We start from the raw sequence: 16,989 nt of genomic DNA, 5'->3' as shown, positions 1-16,989 counted from the left end.
CCATGACTCATCACATCGCACTCAATTTCGAAGACGGGGTGACCCGCTTCGTCGCCGCCAACGCCGGCGAAACCGTAGCCGATGCCGCCTACCGCCAGGGCATCAACATCCCCCTGGACTGTCGCGACGGCGCCTGCGGCACCTGCAAGTGTTTCGCCGAAGCCGGGCGCTACGACCTGGGCGAGGAATACATCGACGACGCGCTGACCGCGGCTGAAGCCGAGCAGGGCTTCGTGCTGACCTGCCAGATGCGCGCCTTGAGCGACTGCGTGGTGCGGGTGCCGGCTTCGTCGCAGGTTTGCCGCACGGCCCAGGCCACCTTCGACGCCACCATCAGCGCGGTGCGCCAGCTGTCCGACAGCACCATCGCCCTGTCGATCAAGGGCGAGGCCCTGAGCAAGCTGGCGTTTCTGCCGGGGCAATACGTCAACCTCGGCGTGCCCGGCAGCGAGCAGACCCGCGCCTATTCCTTCAGCTCGCTGCAGCGCGACGGCGAGGTCAGTTTCCTGATCCGCAACGTGCCGGGCGGCCTGATGAGCAGCTTCCTCACCGGCCTGGCGAAAGCCGGCGACCCCATGAGCCTGGCCGGGCCCCTGGGCAGCTTCTACCTGCGCGATATTCGCCGGCCGCTGTTGCTGCTGGCCGGTGGCACCGGGCTGGCGCCGTTCACCGCGATGCTGGAGAAGATCGCCGAGCAGGGCAGCGAGCATCCGCTGCACCTGATCTACGGGGTGACCAACGATTTCGACCTGGTGGAAATGGATCGCCTGGAAGCCTTCGCCGCGCGCATTCCCAACTTCAGCTTCAGCGCCTGCGTGGCCAACCCCGAGAGTCGCCACCCGCTCAAGGGCTACGTGACCCAGCATATCGAGCCCAGGCACCTGAACGACGGCGATGTGGATGTGTACCTGTGCGGCCCGCCGCCGATGGTCGAGGCGGTCAGCCAGTTCATCCGCGACCAGGGCATCGCCCCGGTCAATTTCTACTACGAAAAATTTGCCGCCAGCGCGGCCTGATTTCCACCCTGACTCTGTGCCCGCGATAGCGATAGTGCGTGCACAGCCGGGCATTCAGCCTGGCGGCTGATCGCGAGCAAGCTCGCTCCTACAGGTGGCATATCGGGTTTATTGGCATGAGGTTTTGAGATGAGCAGATTCAAGGAAAAAGTCGCCCTGGTCACCGGGGCGGCGCAGGGCATTGGCCGGCGGGTCGCCGAGCGGCTGGCCGAGGAGGGCGCGCGGCTGGTGCTGGTGGATCGCTCCGAGCTGGTGTTCGCGTTGCAGGCCGAGCTGGCCCCCAGGTTCGAGGTGCTGGCGCTGACCGCCGACCTTGAGCAGTACGCCGAATGCAGCCGGGCGATGGCCGCGGCCGTCGAACGTTTCGGGCGCATCGACGTGCTGGTCAACAACGTCGGCGGCACCATCTGGGCCAAGCCGTTCGAGCACTATGCAGAGCAGCAGATCGAAGCCGAAGTGCGCCGCTCGCTGTTCCCCGCCTTGTGGTGCTGCCACGCGGCGCTGCCGTACATGCTGGAGCAGGGCAGCGGCGCCATCGTCAACGTGTCGTCCATCGCCACCCGCAGCATCAACCGCGTGCCTTACGGCGCGGCCAAGGGCGGAGTGAATGCCCTGACCGCCTGCCTGGCGTTCGAGACCGCCGGGCGCGGGGTGCGGGTCAACGCCACCGCCCCCGGCGGCACCGAAGCGCCGCCACGGCGCATTCCGCGCAACAGCGCCGAGCAGAGCGCCGAGGAACAGGTCTGGTACCAGCAGATTGTCGACCAGACCGTCGACAGCACCCTGATGAAACGCTACGGCACCCTCGACGAGCAGGCCGCGGCAATCCTGTTCCTGGCCTCCGACGAGGCGTCCTACATCACCGGCCTGGTGATGCCGGTAGGCGGTGGCGACCAGGGCTGAATCGCCGACGACCCGACGAACTGTCGGGCTGTGCAATCTCAAAAAAACAACAAGAGTCAGATGCCATGCGAAACATAGACAGCAATCAATTGATCGACGGGGCACGCTTCAATGCCTTTCATTGGCGCGTGCTGTTCTGGTGCGCGCTGATCATCATCTTCGACGGCTACGACCTGGTGATCTACGGCGTGGTGCTGCCGGTGCTGATGCAGGAGTGGGGCCTGAGCCCGCTGCAGGCCGGGGCGCTGGGCAGTTATGCGCTGTTCGGCATGATGTTCGGCGCGCTGTTTTTCGGCACGCTGTCGGAGCGCATCGGCTGCAAGAAAGTCATCGCCATCTGCGTGGTGCTGTTCAGCGGTTTCACCCTGCTCAACGGGTTCACCACCACGCCCACCCAGTTCGGTATCTGCCGCTTTATCGCCGGCCTCGGCATCGGCGGGGTGATGCCCAACGTGGTGGCGCTGATGAACGAATACGCGCCGAAGAAAATCCGCAGCACCCTGGTGGCGATCATGCTCAGCGGCTACTCGGTGGGCGGCACGCTGTCCGCCGGCCTGGGCATCGTGCTGCTGCCAAGTTTCGGCTGGCAGGCGGTGTTCTATGTGGCGGCGATTCCGTTGTTGCTGCTGCCGCTGATTCTCAGGTTCCTGCCCGAATCCCTGGGCTTCCTGCTGCGCCAGGGCCGGGACGACGAAGCGCGCCAGGTGCTGCAATTAGTCGAGCCGGGCTTCGTCGCGCAACCCGGCGACTCGTTCGTCAAGGCCAACCTCAAGACCGCCGGCGCGCCGGTGGTGCAGCTGTTCCGCGAAGGCCGGGCGCTGAGCACCCTGATGCTCTGGGTGGTGTTCTTCTGCTGCCTGCTGATGGTCTACGCGCTCAACTCCTGGCTGCCCAAGCTGATGGCCAGCGCCGGTTACAGCCTGGGCTCGAGCCTGATGTTCCTGCTGGTGCTGAACCTCGGGGCGATTTTCGGCGCCGTGGGCGGCGGCTGGATCGGTGATCGCCTGCAACTGCAAAAGGTCCTGGTGGCGTTTTTTATCGTGGCCGCGCTGTCCATCAGCCTGCTTGGCTTCAAGAGCCCGCACGGGTTGCTGTACGCCCTGATCGCGATTGCCGGGGCCACCACCATCGGCACGCAGATCCTGGCCTTCGCCTGCGTCGCCCAGTTCTATCCAGTGACGATCCGCTCCACCGGCATTGGCTGGGCCTCGGGCATCGGCCGCGGCGGGGCCATTGTCGGGCCGCTGCTGGGCGGTGCCTTGGTGAGCATCGAGCTGCCGCTGCACTATAACTTCATGGCCTTTGCCATTCCGGGGGCGGTGGCGGCACTGGCGATGTGTTTCGTCTACCAGCGGCCCGCCAAGGCGCTGCCGGTCAGACAGGCCAGCGCGCCGTCCCTGTAGCAGGGCCCATGACCGGTGCGGGCGCCCAGGTGCCGGCACCGGTGGTTCAGTCATGCCAATCACCGCTGACCGCGGCTGAGCCGAATCCGTAGATGCCGGGCTTGCCGGCGATGTGGACGCTGCGCGGTGGCTGGCAGGCCGCCATCATGAGCAAGCTCGTTCCTGCAGTGACTGCTGGTTGCAGATAGCGTGCAGACGCCGCGGCACGGCGAGCGAGCGGCTGGTCGGATACGCTGTCGCGAACCCTTTCTTGAGCCTGGGGCGCAAACCCCAGCACCTATACTCAATCCAGGCATGGTCGTGTGGTATCCGGTTGAAGCCTGCCCCGTCGTGAGCGGGTGGCCGTGGTCGACGCTGTGCGAGGGTTGCCATCTTGTACCTGCGTGCGCTGATCGTTGTGATGCTGCTGGTGCTGGCCGGATGCGCCGCGACCCAGCGTGTCCGCGAGGCGGTGGCGCCGGTGGTGGTGCCGGCCAGCACCTGGCGCCAGGTGGACCGGGAAATCGCCGAGGCTTCGCAGCAGGCGGTGATCCAGGTCAAGGTGTTTGCCCGCGGCTCCATGGAGCACTGGCGGGTGCGGGTCTATGCCGTCACCGAGGAAAACTTCATCCCCTGGTTCAGCAGTTACTGGACCCAGGAATGGATGGCCATGAAAGTCAGTTGGTACAGCCTCACCGCCGGCGACGAGCAGGACGCGGCGGCGACGCGGCTGGCGGAGTACCTCAAGGAGCAGTATCAGGAACAGGTGCTGGCACCGGTGGCGGTGGAGATCGACCCGGATGCGATTCTCAACCAGGCCACGGAGTTCTATATCGAGCTGCTGGACAAGCAGGTACAGGTTATCGCCCAGCGTTATCGGTTGCCGGCCAGGCAACTCGATCAACGGCTCAATGGCGTCCAGGCGATTCGCCTGGGGCCACCGCCGGCGCGCGATGCGTCGTTGTATCAGGTGTTGCATGCCAAGCCTTTGACTACGCTGCCGGCCTACTCGGCGCTGTACCAGCAGATCCATAGCGCGCCGGCGGGCACCGGCGAGGTGTCGTCCGAGGCCGGGATTGTCTCGGTGGCCAGGCAGGCCAGCGAAAAATTCGAAGCGCAGATGGCCGGCCGTGGCATTGCCGGCGCCGCGTCGGCGGTGGCCGGCAAGGTCGCGGGGGCGGTGATCTCCCTGGGCGCCGCGGGGTTTCGCGCGATAGCCCATGAGAGCGACCGGGCCGAGACCGAGGCGCAGATTCGCCAGAGCCTGGGCAAGGCGTTCGACCAGGCCTGGTTCAAACTGTTGAACAACACCGGCAACGGGGTGATGGCCGGGGTGTATTACCTGGCCGGGCATATCGAGGGCGAACTGGGCCAAAGCGCGGTGCCGGAGCCCCCGCTGGAGACGGTACCGGGCACTGTGCATCCGCCTGCCACGCCGGGCCTGAGCGCTCCGCAAACCGGTTGGCAGCCGGAGCCATGACGCCCGGCGGTCGGTCGATTCAGGTTTTTTCGCGCCGGCTTGTCGATTGTCGGCGATGCGGATCGACCAATTCCCAGAGTGACCGACAGCAAGGTCGGGATCCGATGTTCAACCCCAATCAGCAGGAGCAGGATCATGTCTTATGTCGATGGTTGTGTACTGGCGGTACCCACCGCCAACCGCGAGGCCTTCAAGCAGCATGCGCAGGTCGCGGCGAAGGTGTTCAAGGAGTTCGGCGCCTTGAGCGTGGTCGATTGCTGGGGCGACGACGTGCCCGAGGGCAAGCTGACCTCGTTCCCCATGGCGGTCAAGCTCAAGGCGGACGAGACGGTGGTGTTCAGTTGGATCATCTGGCCGTCCCGCGAAATCCGCGACGCGGGCATGCAAAAAGCCATGGAAGACCCGCGGCTCAAGCCCGACGTCTGCCCGATGCCGTTCGACGGCCAGCGCATGATTTATGGCGGGTTCACCATGCTGCTCAATGCCTGAGGCGTCACCAGCGAAACATCGGCAGCGGCCGCAGCGGCGTACGCAGCAACTGCCGGGCCGAAGCGCGCGCCAGCATCCAGTGAAAACCCTGGTCGGGGTAGCGTGCCTGCACCTCGCGGATAAACGGGCGGGGCAGGCCGAAGCTGAGCAAGCCCAGGGAGACGTCGATCGTGTCGGCCTGCCGGAACGCTTCGACGCTCGTGGCGTGGGCCTGGCGATAGGGGCGCAGTTTGTGATGCTGCTCGATCAGCGAGCTGACTTGCTCCACCAGCTGTGACTCGCCGCGCTCGGCCAGAAAGGCCCGGGCCAGTTGGATCGACGGCGCCAGGTAGTCGAGGGTGCCGTGGGTCCAGATACCCAGGTCATGAAAGGCCGCGGCGATCTGCACCGCGCAGGACAGCGGCCGGTCCTGCGGATTGAGCGCGGTGTAGAAGCTCAGCACTCGGTATATATGATTGCGATAGCCGGGCAGGTCCTTGCCGATCACCGTGGCGAAAGAGGCAAGGATCTGTTCGGTGAGCGGGCATTCGAGAACGACGTCCATGTGGTCTGCTCCGGGTCTGGAAGGGCGACAGTATAAGGCTCGGTGCAGGGCTTGAGGATGCGGGCGTCGCGGCGTATCGACAGGTCACGGATCGATTCGACGCCAGGAACAAGGGCGGGCCCGATGCTGGCCCGCCCTTTGTTCATTGCGCCGTTCGCTGGCGGTATTCGGTGGTGGTCATGCCGGCGTAGCCCCAGTTATCGGTGTCGACTTCCTCGATGACGATGTGGGTCAGTTCCGGGGCCTTGTTCAGCACCCGTTGCAGGGTTTCGGTGATCTCGCGGATCACCTGGGCTTTCTGTTCGCGGGTCACGCCGTCACGGGTGATGCGGACGTTGACGAAAGGCATGGCATTACTCCTAAGGAAAAGATGGGGGTTGCAAGGGACGGGAGGCACGCCGGCCTCCCGCCGGATTTACCATTTGCCGCTGCTCATGCCGCCGTCCACCGGCAGCACCACGCCGGTGGTGAAGCCGGCGCCGGACAGGTAGAGCACCGCGTCGGCGATTTCCTCGATGCGTCCGACCCGTCCGGCCGGTTGCAGGCCGTCGAGGAAGGCACGGTGCGCCGGGTCGTGCATCGGCGTGTCGATGATCCCCGGGGCCACCGCGTTGACCTGGATGTTGAACGGCGACAGCTCCAGGGCCAGGGCGCGGGTCATCTGGTTCACACCGCCCTTGATCAGCACCGGCAACGCCGCCGGGACCGCCAGGTTCGGTTGCAGCGCGACGCTGGCGCTGATGTTGATGATGTGGCCCCGGCGCCGCTCGATCATGTGCCGCGCGGCGGCCTGGGAGGCGTAGACCACGCCCTTGAGGTTGGTCTCCAGCAGGCTGTCCAGCTCCTCGGGGCTGTAGTCGATAAACGCCTTGGGCAGGAAAAAACCGGCGTTGTTGACCAGCACATCGACCTGGCCGAAGCGGTCGATGGCGCGTTCGACCAGTTGCGTGGCGGTGGCCGGGTCGGCGATGTCGCCTTCGACCCCGAGAAAACGCTCGCTGTGGCCCAGGGTCTCGGCCGCCGCGGCCAGCCGCTGTGCCGAGCGGGCATTGCCGACCACGTTGTAGCCGCGGGCCAGGTAGGCCTGGGCCAGGCCGAGGCCGATGCCGCTGGAGGCGCCGGTGATGATGACGGTGCTGGTGTGGTTCAGGGTGTGGCTCATGGGGATAGTCCTGTTCTGCGGTGAGAGTGGTTCCAGCGCTGTTGGGCAGAACTATATTTGTGTGCCGAATGCTGATAAATAGCGCTTCATGTACTTCACTTGATACATGGTGTAATCAATGAGTCGGCAATTCGACGATGTGCTGCTGGGCAGCATCGAGCTGTTCTGCATGGCGGCGGAGATCGGCAGCTTTACCGGCGCGGCGCTGGCGGCCGGGGTCACGCCGGCGGCGGTCAGCCGCTCGGTGTCGCGCCTGGAAGAGCGGCTCGGCGTCCGCCTGTTCGTGCGCACCACCCGCAGCATCCGCCTGACCGACGGCGGGCGCGACTATCACCAGCAATGCCGCAGCGCGCTGAACCAGATGCTCGAAGCCGAGCGCCAGTTGACCGGGCAACAGCTGGCGCCTTCCGGCACCTTGCGCATCAGCCTGCCGACCACCTACGGCCATCTGCGGATCCTGCCGCTGCTGCCGGAGTTTCGCCGGCGCTACCCGCAGATGCGGGTGGAGGTCAACCTGAGCAACCGCAATATCGATTTCGTCGAAGGGGGCTACGACATGGCGATCCGGGTGCGCGCGCAGCCGGATTCCGGGTTGGTCGCGCGGTTGCTGGAGGACGCCGAGCTGGTGGTGTTCGCCGCCCCGGATTACCTGGCGCGGGCCGGTACTCCGCAGCGGCTCGACGACCTGGCGCAACACGAGTGCATCCAGTTCGAGTTGCCCAGCAGTGGCCGGCGCATCGCCTGGCTGTTCAACGGCGCCGACGGCCCCTGCGAAGTGCTCGCCGAGGGGGCCTACGTGTGTTCAGAAGACCTACAGGGGGGCGTGACCTTGGCCAGGCACGGCGCCGGCCTGTTCCAGACCTACCGTTTCATGGTCGAGCGCGAGCTGGCCGAGGGTTCCCTGGTGGAGGTGCTGCAGCCTTACGGCGGCCGTTCGCGGCCCTTCAGCCTGCTGTATCCCCACAGCCGGCACGTGCCGTTGCGCCTGCGCGCCTTTATCGATTTCCTGCTGGAGAAACAGCAGGGCTGGAAGACCTGAAGCGGGGATGGGCAGCCCGGGATGGATTGGTTAGTATGGCGACCGGGCTTCCTGGGCGCCCACCTCGCGAAAGCGCAAGCACCTTCAATTCCCGCAAGCACTACGCTTGCATACCCCCTCCGGGCCAATAGCGAGCAGGCCGATTCTCTTGGAGTTGGTATGCCTATCAAGAAATCCGTTCCCCGTTCACCCGCCAGTCAGGCCGCCAGCCTGGTACTGCGCGAAGCCAAGCGCCTGCATCGCACTGCAACCAGCGGTTCGCTGGCCAGCGCCTTGCCGATCCTGCGGCGCTTGCTGGCGAGCAACAGTTTGCCTGGCCTGTCGTTGCCCGAGTTGTATCGACAGCGAGACAAGGTGCAGCGCAAACACCTGCTGCGCACCCTGGCCAGTGAGGCCGGTTTTGCCCATTGGGAGACCTACCGCCAGGTCCTCGATGAACTGGCGCCCGAGCAGTTGCAGCATTTTGAACTGGTCTACCGCCAGGCGGGTCATCTCAACTGCTGGTTCTCGTCGCCGGACGAAGCCCGGGAGTACGTGGCCCATCATGGCGGGCGGCTGTTGTGCGTAGGGCAACAGGCGGTGGTGCTGGTGGATCTGCCGGCGGCGTAAGGCGCTATCCATAGCGGTACACAAGCACGGCACCCGGGGTTTCCCGGGTGCCGTTTTGCGTTTTCAGGGCACTACGCCGACATGACCCTGTTACTTGCACGATTCTCCTTTATTTACGTGCCTCGAGAATCAGGTTGAACGGCGTCTCTGCGGCCCGGCGGAACTGGCTGAAGCCGGCTTCGCTGAAGACCTGGCGCAGGCGCGCTTCGCCGGCCTGGGCACCGAGCCCCAGGCCGACTTCCTGGGACAGCGAGTTGGGCGTGCAGATAAAGGTCGAGGCGGCATAGAACAGCCGGCCGACCGGGGTGATGTTCTGGTCCAGTTGATCGTTGGCGAACGGCTCGACCAGCAGCACGCTGCCGTCGTCTTTCAGCGCCTGGAAGGCATGTTGCGCGGCGCCCACCGGGTCGCCCATGTCGTGCAGGCAGTCGAAGAAGCAGATCAGGTCGTAGTCGTTGCCGGGGTAGGTCTTGGCGCTGGCCTGGGAGAACTGCACGCGGGCGGTCACCCCGGCTTCCTCGGCGCGTTGCGTCGCGGTAGTGACTGAGGGCTGGTGGTAGTCGAAGCCGAAAAACTGCGAGGCGGGATAGGCCTGGGCCATGATCACCGTCGATGCGCCATGCCCGCAGCCGACATCCGCCACCTTGGCCCCGGCCTGCAGTTTTTCCACCACGCCGTCCAGGGCCGGCAGCCACTCGGCCACCAGATGCGCCCGATAGCCGGGGCGGAAGAAGCGCTCGGTGCCGCTGAACATGCACGGATGGTGGTCGCCCCAGGCCAGGGCGCCGTCGCCGCGCATCGCCGCCAGCAGTTTGTCCTTGTCGTGGAACAGCGCGGAGACCACCACGGCGCCACCGGCCACGTACACCGGCGAATCCTCGATGGCCAGCGCCTGGGCCTGTTCTTCCGGCAGGCGGAACTGGCCGCCCTGGTGTTCCATGTAGCCGGACGCGGCATGGGCGCTCAGCCATTCGCGCAGCAGCCGTGCGTTGCAGCCGGTCTTGGCGGCCAGCGCCTCGGGGCTGATCAAGCGACTGTCGGCCATGGCCCGGTACAGGCCCAGTTCTTCGCCGAGAATCATATTGGCGAGCATCGCCGCGCCGCCCATGTCTGACACCAGCTTGCCCATGAAATCGTTGAGCTTGGCTTCGTCCATGGCCTGGTCCTCCGCTGTGAGGGTCACTGTCGCCGACGGCCCGGCAGTGGCCGGATAGAGATACGCGGCGTGCGTGGGGAGGCCATGTCCCGGCGCTGCCGAATGAGTGGGCCTGGCAGGGCCGGCCCGTGTTCTGAAGAGCTGATGCACGCACGCCTCCCGGGTGGGACGGGGTGCGTGCCTACCGTTCAGGCAGGTGAGGCTGGCCATCGGGCCTGGGCGTCGAACCCGTGGCGGCAGGCGAGGCTGCGCGTGGGTTCCGGGGGCGCCCGGAACAAGCGATTGCTGGTCGGTAGATGAGTCAGTTTAGTTCCCCGGCGGGGGCATCGCGGGGTTGGCCGATAAGGGGGCGGGGCGCCGCCGACGGCGCCCTGGGGCAAGGTCGGTCAGGCCGTCAAGGCGTGCCGAACATCGCGGTCCAGTAGATGCCGGCATCGCTTTTCGGATCGACCGCATAGGACGCGCCCAGTTCGCGATACTGCGGGTTCATCAGGTTGGCGCAATGGCCCGGGCTGGCCAGCCAGCCATCGACCACCTTGCGCACGCTGTCCTGGCCGGCGGCGATGTTCTCGCCGATCTGCTGGCCGGCATAACCCGCCAGTTCGGCGCGGTCGCCGGGGGTACGGCCGTCGCGGTCCTTATGGTCGAAGAAGTTGTGATTGGCCATGTCCCGGGTATGGTCCTGGGCCGCGCTGGCCAGGGTGGCGTTCCAGGCCAGCGGGGTGGCGGCGGCGAAGATCTGGTTGCCGCACTGGCGCGGCTGCGCGCGGGCGCTGTTGAGGCTTTCCAGGAGCTTCTGGCCCTCGGCCTGCCAGTCGCCGAGGCGCGCGGTCAGCAGTGGCCGGGCGAGGACGATGCGCCATTCCTGGCCGGTGCGGCTGACACCGATATCGACGAACTGCGGGTCCAGCACCACCTGGCAGAAACTTTCCTGCACCGCCTTCATGGCCGCCTGGGCATTGCGCGGTCCGGACAGGCTGATGGCCTGTACATTGACCATCGGGTAGGCGCTGCTGGCCAGGGCCTGCTGCAGGTTGCCGATGCTGTTGGCCGGCAGCACCAGGCGCGGGTCGGCGGCCAGCGGCGGCAGTTCCTGGGACACCTGGCCGGCGCAGCGCTGGACCTGGCTGCGGTAGCTGTTGATCGATGTCACCAGTTGCGTCTCGTCGCTCGCCACGGCGGCGGTGGCGAAGGCCATGCTCAGCGACAGCAGGGTCAGCGGCAGAACGGAGGATAGGCAGCGCATGGAGATCTCCCTTGAGTGAATTGCGCCCATGATGCGCGATTTTGCCCCGCTCGGCGCAAGGTCTTTTTGCCGAAAACCGGCGCCGTTATCCGTCCTTGCCGTTGCCGGCGCGGCGCCGGTTACGGGCGGACGGCGGCGAACTACACTCAAGTCCAGTCGCCGCAGCCGGCAGGCTGGCGGCGGCTTTCCCGTGCCCGGATCGGGCTTTTGGCGAAGGTGCGAGCATGCGTCCGACAGCGATTGCCGGCGGTTTTCTGATCCTCCTGTGCGGGGGGCTGGCGATGGCCGCGACTGAAACAGCGGACCCCGAAGTGGCGCAGGACAAGGCCCAGGTCCTGGAGCAGAAAGCCGCGGACCAGCAGCCGGCGCCACGCAGCGAAACCATTACCCCTCCCGAGGCCCAGGCGGTGGACCCGGCCGGCGCCGCGCCGCTGGACGATGCCATCACCTGCCTGGCGCGGTCCATCTACTGGGAAGCCAAGGGCGGGGCCGCCGCCGACATGGAAGCCGTGGCCAGCGTGGTGCTCAACCGGCTCGGCCATGAGGGGTTTCCCGATACGGTGTGCGCGGTGGTCAAGCAGGGTTCGGAGCAACGTGCCTGTCAGTTTTCCTGGTGGTGCGACGGGCGTGCGGATCAGGTGAAGGAAGACGAGCCCTACATCGCGGCCAAGGAAATCGCGCGCAAGGCGCTCAACCAGCAACTCGCGGACCGCACCCACGGCGCCCTGTATTTCCATGACCGGCGCGTGCGGCCCGCTTGGGCCAGGCAATACCGCAAGACCGCCGAGACCGGCAAGTTCCTGTTCTACAAGCCGCGAGGCGACAGCGCCCGTTAGCCCGGTTTGCCCAGGCCATCTGTAGGAGCGAACTTGCTCGCGATAGCGTCCGTGCTGACACGCCGCATAGCGAGCAAGCTCGCGCCTACAGGGACTGCGTCAAATACGCGGGCGGAGTATCATGCCGGCCCGCCGCCGACGCCTGCTGTCCCAGGCGTGCCGCAACCTTTGGAGCCCACCGCGCAATGCCCATCATCAGCCACTTCCAGACCCCGTGCCCGGAAGCCGTCAACAGCCAGATCCTGCAAATGGTGGTCGACTACCTGACCGACATCAGCGCCGTGGCGATCCCGCCCAGCAACCTGCTGTACAACATTTACCAGTACGCCATCGGCTTTGAGGTGCATCTGTACCTGCAGGCCCTGGACGGCGCCCGGGGCATCGCCGTGGAACTGCTGGTGGCCACTGACGAGGACGACCCGCAGCAGGTGCTGGGTTTTGTGCTGTACCTGCCGGTCAAGGACGATCCCGAGGCGTGCGGCGTGGCCTATATGGCGGTGCGTGCCAGCCATCGCCGGCAGGGGATCGCCCGTTCGCTGCTGGCACGGATGCGCGAGCGCTACCCCCATGCCGAACTGACCTGCGCGGTGGGCAAGGTGGCCTGGTTCGAAGCACTGGGCTTCCAGGTGCTGGGCGTGCGCGGCCCGCAGGTGCAGATGAACACCCGCGATCACGCCACCGACGGCTTGATGGGCCTGCTGGACACGGCGCCGATCTATCGTTCGCTGGAGGTGCGGCAGATTCACAGCTACCTGCTGCAAAAGCATGGCAAGCGGGCGATGCTCGATGCCGAAAAACAGCGTGACCGCCACCTCGACCAGATGACCCGCAACGCCCAGGCGCTGGTCCGCGAGCGCCTGGGGCAGGGCTGAGGCCGCTCGGTCGCTCAGCCCTTGAGCCGCACGCTCAGCCCGGCTTGTGCTGGTCGGCGGCCATGATCGAGGGGGCCAGGGAAATGCCCGCCATCTGGCAGATGTCCGCCAGCGTCGCCTGCTGTTTGTGGAAGGCCTTGGCCAGGTCCAGGGCGGCCTCCTGGACGTTAAGGCCGAACGTCTTGATCACCTCGCTCTGATCGAACAGGAAGCCATAGGCCAACAGTTCCGGGGTGCGCGATTCGTCCTTGGGCACGATGACGATTTTCCAGAAACGGGTCGGGTAATGCACCGGGCCCTTGCCGAAGTCCTGTTCGACGCAGGAATCCCCCAGCACCGGGCCGGCGAAGATGATGGCCTGGCCGCCCCCGGCTTCGATCTGTTCGGCCAGCTCGCCCTCGAAGTAACCCCAGATGCCTTTGCGATTGCGGTACAGGGCGCCGTCGGGCGACTCCTGGTTGAACAGCTCGTGCTGCGGCGTGCAGTTGGTCCAGTGGTAGGTGTCGGCGTTGGCGTACTCGGTGTCGACCCCTGGCTGGCCCCAGCAGCTGTCTTCGCGGCGCACGATATGGCCGCGATCGAAGTTGCCGGCCGGCGCGTAGATGTCGCTGTTGGTCAGCTGGTAGCGGCTTGGCACCCGGCGGTCGAGGCGCCAGCTTTCGCCGCCGAAGCCGCGGCGGCCCCGCGCATCGCCGCGGACCTCGGGTCGGTAGTCGGCATTGGAGGCCGTCCACATCGGCATGCGGTACTGCTTGTTCATCACCAGCGAATAGCGGTGATAGGGCAGTTCCAGCGGGGCGTCGTCGTCCAGGTGGGAGAGCCTCATGGCCGGCACATTGCGCGCCACGGCTGCATGTTCGCGGTAGTCGCCGACGCGGTAGAGCTGGGCCAACAGGTCGCCTTCGACGAAGGGCGGCGGCACCGGCACCCCGAGAAAGTCCGGGTCGTAGCCGGGACGGGCCTCGTAGTCGAGGTCGAAGGTCAGAGTCTTTTCCAGGGCCTCGACCGTCGGAGCCGGTTCGGCCGGCACCGGCTCGGCAGGTGCCGCGCCGAGGATGGGCGCGACGCTCGTTGGGCTGTCCGCGGCGTGACTGAGGATGTTGATGGTGGTGGGGCCGGAGATATGAAAGATGTTCTGCGACCTCTCGGGCAGGCCTGGGCGGGGCGGCGTAACAGGTAGCGCTTCGTTGACGCTGAGCGTGGCCAGCGGGTCGGCGGTCTGCTCCATGAGCTGGGCCAGCAGCTCGGCCGGCCTGCCACTCAGTTGCAGGGCCTTGAGCGCGCCGACGATGCTGCTGACCCGGGTGCCCTCGTTGGCCACCCAGTCCACCGTGCTTTCCTCGTCCCCTTCGGCGTTCCAGAGGCTGCGGTCGGTCTTGAGGATGTTGCCGGCTTCGTCGGTCCTGGGGATGCCGCAGTGATGCAGGGCGATCAGCTCCCAGTTGTCGCTGAACACCGGGGAGCCGGAAGCGCCTTCGGCGGTGTCGGTTTCGTAGTGCAAAAAACCCTGGTCGAGAATGTCCAGCAACCGGTTGTGGGTGGTGGCGTACTGGCGCGGGCCGCCATCGGGGTGCTGGATGATGTTCATCGGCCGGCCACGCAGGGTCTTGCCGGTGGCTTCGATCAGGCGGATGCAGCCGTAGTCCGACAGCGCCTCGCCGCGTGAGCCCTGCGTGGAGATGGCCACCAGGCAGAAGTCCAGCGCCTCGTCGGCGAAGTAGAACTGATCCGGCTGCAGGTTGAAGTAGGTGCCTTCGTTGATGCCGCGCTCCTGCCTTTCGTAGAGAAAGTTGGCGGCGCAGTCCACGGCATCCACATACCGGGGGAACACATGCTGGTTGGTCAGCAACAGGCTGGGCGAGACCAGGAAACCGGTGGCGAAACCTTCGACCACCGTGCCCGGGCGTGGCGCATTGACCAGCCGCGCCACCGGCCTTGCCGCCTGGCGGGCGGTTTCGCTGGGGGCGTAGAAGGTCGGGTCCCAGGTGCCGATCCGCCGTTCCAGCCCGGCCCGGGTCAACAGGGCGCGGGCGTTCTCGCGGGCGATCCACTTGGCCAATTGCTGCGGTGAATCGCCGGCGCCCGGGCCCAGTTCGCGGATGCGCGACTGCGATTCGCTGCGTGCCCCGGCCTGCTGGTTCCAGCGTTGCAGGGCTTTGGCCATGTTGCTTCGGCGGGCAGTGGCAACGGCATCTGGCGTCTTGCTCATGGGCACCTCCTGGCGAGTACGGGATTCCTTTCGGGCTAGCCATTTGAGCGTAGACAACCAGCGCGCTGGCAGACGGCTGGCGGCATGCCAGCTCGTCGGATCCACCGGCCTTTATGCGCCTTTGCCGGCGCGCTCCTGCAAGCGCTCCAGCAATACCTTGGCCACGCCCTGGGCCGAGCCCGGGTTCTGCCCGGTCACCAGCTCGCGGTCGATCACCACGTTCTCGCTCCATGGCGAGCGGTTGCTGCGGTACAGGCCGCCGGCCTGTTCCAGGGCGGTTTGCGGGTAGAAGCGCATGGCGCCGCCGCCCAGCAGGCCCTTGGCCAATTCCTCTTCCTGGTTGCTGATCACCGTGAATTGGTAGCCGGCGTAGATCCAGCCTGGGGCGCTGGCCTTGCCGCCGCTGGCCAGTTGGCGGGTGAAGTCCTGCGCCTGGGGCAGGGTCGACAGCAGGGCGATCGGGCCGTGGCAGACCAGGGCGGTGGTCTTGTTGTTCTGGTGGAAATTGCTCAGCAGCCGGCCCAGCTCAGGGCTGTGCAGCAGGTCCTGCATCGGTGCGTGGCCGCCGGGCACGTACAGCGCATCGAAATGCTCGTAGCCGATCTGCTCGACCCGGGCCAGGCTGATCACCGGCGATTCGCCGGGGGAGGTGATTTTCAACTGGTCGAGCAGCGCCTGGTGCGCCTGCAGTGCGGCGACATCGTTGTTGAAATACATCTTGTCGGTGGAGGAGCGGTCCAGGGTCGGCGCCTTGCCCTGCGGGGTGGCGAAGGTCACCGAGTGGCCGGCCTCGAGCAGCTGTTTGACCGGCTGCATCAGTTCGTTGAGGTAGAAGCCGGTGGCAAACACCTTGCCGTCCTTGAGGTCGAGGTGGTCGGAGTCCGAGAGCACCACCAGGACGTTTCCGGCCTGGGCGTTGAAGGTGGCGGCGGTGATGCTCATGGCAAGAGCGAGGGTGCTGAGTGGGCGCATGTTGGTTTCCAAAGTGTGAGGTCAGGGAGCCGGCGGTGGCCGACGGGTGATTCACTGTATTCATGCCTCTGTGGGCGATAAACTCGCGCCACTGGAAATCACTTGTTCCCTGGAGATAAAGGTGAGCCGTCGATTCGATTATCTGGCTGACGTCGAGGTGTTCGTCAGCGTGGTGGAAAAGGGCTCGTTGAGCGCCGGCGCGGTGGCCTTGGGCACCACGCCTTCAGTGGTCAGCCGGGCGATTTCCCGGCTGGAGGCGCGCCTGGGCGTGCAGTTGCTACGGCGTACCACCAGACGCCTGAGCCTGACCGAAGCCGGCCTGTTGTACCTGGAGCAATCGCGCGCGGCGTTCGAGTTGATCGACGGCGCGGAGCGCAGCATCCAGGGCCAGGACGGCGAGCTGAACGGGCGGGTGCGCCTGAGTGTGCCGACCACCTATGGCCATTACCGGTTGCCGGCGCTGCTCGGCGGCTTTGCCCGGCACTACCCGCAGGTGCGCATCGAGCTGAGCATCAGCAACCGCAATGTCGACTTGGTGGCCGAAGGTTACGACCTGGCGATCCGCCTCGGGCCACTGCCCGACAGCGGCCTGGTCGGGCGCAAGCTGGAGGACGCGCCGCTGTGCCTGGTGGCGTCTCCCGACTACCTGCGCCGCGCCGGCACGCCACGGCGCCTGGAGGACCTGGCGGCCCATGCCTGCCTGCCGTTCATCATGCCCAGCAGCGGCCGGGTCGGTGCCTGGCTGCTGCGTGAGCAGGGGCGGGACCTGGAGTGGACGCCCCAGGCGAATATCCAGGTGGCCGACGATGTGCTGGGCATCGTGTCCCTGGCCGAACACGGCATGGGCATTTGCCAGACCTACGAGTTCATCGTCCGCGAGCGGATCGCCAGCGGCCGCCTGGTGGAACTGCTGCCGCAGGCGGGCGGCCGTTCGCGGCCTTTCTCGGTGATCTACCCGCCGCACCGCCAGCTGTCGGCGGCGGCGCGGGCCCTGATCGATCACCTGACCCAGGCCGTGGCGCAGTGACAGGTCGACTGGCCATCAGTCCCGCCATTGCTCGGGAGAAGGATTAA

Annotated in this window: 17 protein-coding genes; 10 read left to right on the top strand and 7 right to left on the bottom strand. The window is 66.3% G+C overall.

What is annotated here, in order from left to right; genetic code table 11:
• Positions 1 to 2: 2 nt before the first annotated feature.
• From benC to BMY68_RS24000, 5 genes are all read left to right on the top strand, one after another.
• Positions 3 to 1,016, top strand: a complete 1,014-nt coding sequence (gene benC / locus BMY68_RS24020; protein WP_085533961.1) for a benzoate 1,2-dioxygenase electron transfer component BenC — start codon at positions 3 to 5, stop codon at positions 1,014 to 1,016.
• A 129-nt stretch (positions 1,017 to 1,145) separates the two neighbouring features.
• The gene (locus tag BMY68_RS24015) at positions 1,146 to 1,919 is read left to right on the top strand and encodes a 1,6-dihydroxycyclohexa-2,4-diene-1-carboxylate dehydrogenase (RefSeq protein WP_085533963.1); all 774 of its coding nucleotides are present in this window, start codon (positions 1,146 to 1,148) and stop codon (positions 1,917 to 1,919) included.
• Positions 1,920 to 1,984: 65 nt separating this feature from the next.
• Entirely contained in the window at positions 1,985 to 3,322 is a 1,338-nt protein-coding gene (locus BMY68_RS24010; RefSeq protein WP_085533965.1) for an MFS transporter, read from the top strand.
• Between the two features lie 373 nt (positions 3,323 to 3,695).
• Positions 3,696 to 4,781, top strand: a complete 1,086-nt coding sequence (locus BMY68_RS24005) for a hypothetical protein (protein WP_085533966.1) — start codon at positions 3,696 to 3,698, stop codon at positions 4,779 to 4,781.
• Positions 4,782 to 4,916: 135 nt separating this feature from the next.
• The gene (locus tag BMY68_RS24000; protein WP_085533968.1) at positions 4,917 to 5,270 is read left to right on the top strand and encodes a DUF1428 domain-containing protein; all 354 of its coding nucleotides are present in this window, start codon (positions 4,917 to 4,919) and stop codon (positions 5,268 to 5,270) included.
• A gap of 4 nt (positions 5,271 to 5,274) precedes the next feature.
• Here the strand turns inward: BMY68_RS24000 and BMY68_RS23995 are convergent, their stop codons facing one another.
• The 3 genes from BMY68_RS23995 to BMY68_RS23985 form a co-directional block, all read right to left on the bottom strand.
• Positions 5,275 to 5,814, bottom strand: a complete 540-nt coding sequence (locus BMY68_RS23995) for a phosphohydrolase (protein WP_085533970.1) — start codon at positions 5,812 to 5,814, stop codon at positions 5,275 to 5,277.
• Between the two features lie 142 nt (positions 5,815 to 5,956).
• The gene (locus BMY68_RS23990) at positions 5,957 to 6,163 is read right to left on the bottom strand and encodes a tautomerase family protein (protein ID WP_007922853.1); all 207 of its coding nucleotides are present in this window, start codon (positions 6,161 to 6,163) and stop codon (positions 5,957 to 5,959) included.
• 66 nt (positions 6,164 to 6,229) lie between these two features.
• Complete coding sequence (locus BMY68_RS23985; RefSeq protein ID WP_009044723.1) at positions 6,230 to 6,976, bottom strand: SDR family NAD(P)-dependent oxidoreductase; 747 nt, start codon at positions 6,974 to 6,976, stop codon at positions 6,230 to 6,232.
• A gap of 118 nt (positions 6,977 to 7,094) precedes the next feature.
• Between BMY68_RS23985 and BMY68_RS23980 the strand changes: the two genes are divergently transcribed.
• Together BMY68_RS23980 and BMY68_RS23975 are read left to right on the top strand one after the other, a co-directional pair.
• Positions 7,095 to 8,015 carry a LysR family transcriptional regulator gene (locus tag BMY68_RS23980; RefSeq protein ID WP_009044722.1) on the top strand — a complete coding sequence of 307 codons (921 nt, stop codon included), beginning with the start codon at positions 7,095 to 7,097 and terminating at the stop codon, positions 8,013 to 8,015.
• A gap of 159 nt (positions 8,016 to 8,174) precedes the next feature.
• Positions 8,175 to 8,624 (top strand): hypothetical protein, encoded by a 450-nt coding sequence (locus BMY68_RS23975; protein WP_085533972.1) that lies wholly within the window; start codon positions 8,175 to 8,177, stop codon positions 8,622 to 8,624.
• Positions 8,625 to 8,733: 109 nt separating this feature from the next.
• Here the strand turns inward: BMY68_RS23975 and BMY68_RS23970 are convergent, their stop codons facing one another.
• Both BMY68_RS23970 and BMY68_RS23965 read right to left on the bottom strand, forming a co-directional pair.
• Positions 8,734 to 9,780, bottom strand: a complete 1,047-nt coding sequence (locus BMY68_RS23970; protein ID WP_085533974.1) for a class I SAM-dependent methyltransferase — start codon at positions 9,778 to 9,780, stop codon at positions 8,734 to 8,736.
• A gap of 394 nt (positions 9,781 to 10,174) precedes the next feature.
• The gene (locus BMY68_RS23965; protein ID WP_053261951.1) at positions 10,175 to 11,026 is read right to left on the bottom strand and encodes a CAP domain-containing protein; all 852 of its coding nucleotides are present in this window, start codon (positions 11,024 to 11,026) and stop codon (positions 10,175 to 10,177) included.
• Positions 11,027 to 11,250: 224 nt separating this feature from the next.
• On the opposite strand from BMY68_RS23965, the gene BMY68_RS23960 reads away from it, so the two are divergent.
• Positions 11,251 to 11,862, top strand: coding sequence for a cell wall hydrolase (locus BMY68_RS23960; protein ID WP_085533976.1), 612 nt, complete (start codon positions 11,251 to 11,253; stop codon positions 11,860 to 11,862).
• 185 nt (positions 11,863 to 12,047) lie between these two features.
• Positions 12,048 to 12,734, top strand: a complete 687-nt coding sequence (locus BMY68_RS23955; RefSeq protein WP_085533978.1) for a GNAT family N-acetyltransferase — start codon at positions 12,048 to 12,050, stop codon at positions 12,732 to 12,734.
• Between the two features lie 34 nt (positions 12,735 to 12,768).
• Here the strand turns inward: BMY68_RS23955 and BMY68_RS23950 are convergent, their stop codons facing one another.
• Entirely contained in the window at positions 12,769 to 14,943 is a 2,175-nt protein-coding gene (locus BMY68_RS23950; protein WP_085533980.1) for a DNA/RNA non-specific endonuclease, read from the bottom strand.
• Between the two features lie 111 nt (positions 14,944 to 15,054).
• A complete protein-coding gene (locus tag BMY68_RS23945) occupies positions 15,055 to 15,915 on the bottom strand; it encodes a type 1 glutamine amidotransferase domain-containing protein (RefSeq protein WP_009044715.1) in 861 nt (286 codons plus the stop codon).
• Positions 15,916 to 16,036: 121 nt separating this feature from the next.
• On the opposite strand from BMY68_RS23945, the gene BMY68_RS23940 reads away from it, so the two are divergent.
• A complete protein-coding gene (locus BMY68_RS23940) occupies positions 16,037 to 16,942 on the top strand; it encodes a LysR family transcriptional regulator (protein WP_007922821.1) in 906 nt (301 codons plus the stop codon).
• Positions 16,943 to 16,989 lie beyond the last annotated feature (47 nt).

It is taken from the genome of Pseudomonas sp. NFACC41-3 (genome assembly GCF_900109505.1).
GTDB classification, from domain to species: Bacteria; Pseudomonadota; Gammaproteobacteria; order Pseudomonadales; family Pseudomonadaceae; genus Aquipseudomonas; species Aquipseudomonas chlororaphis.
Note: the sequence above shows the minus strand (reverse complement) of the source record. Positions and strands in the feature narration are given on the sequence as shown.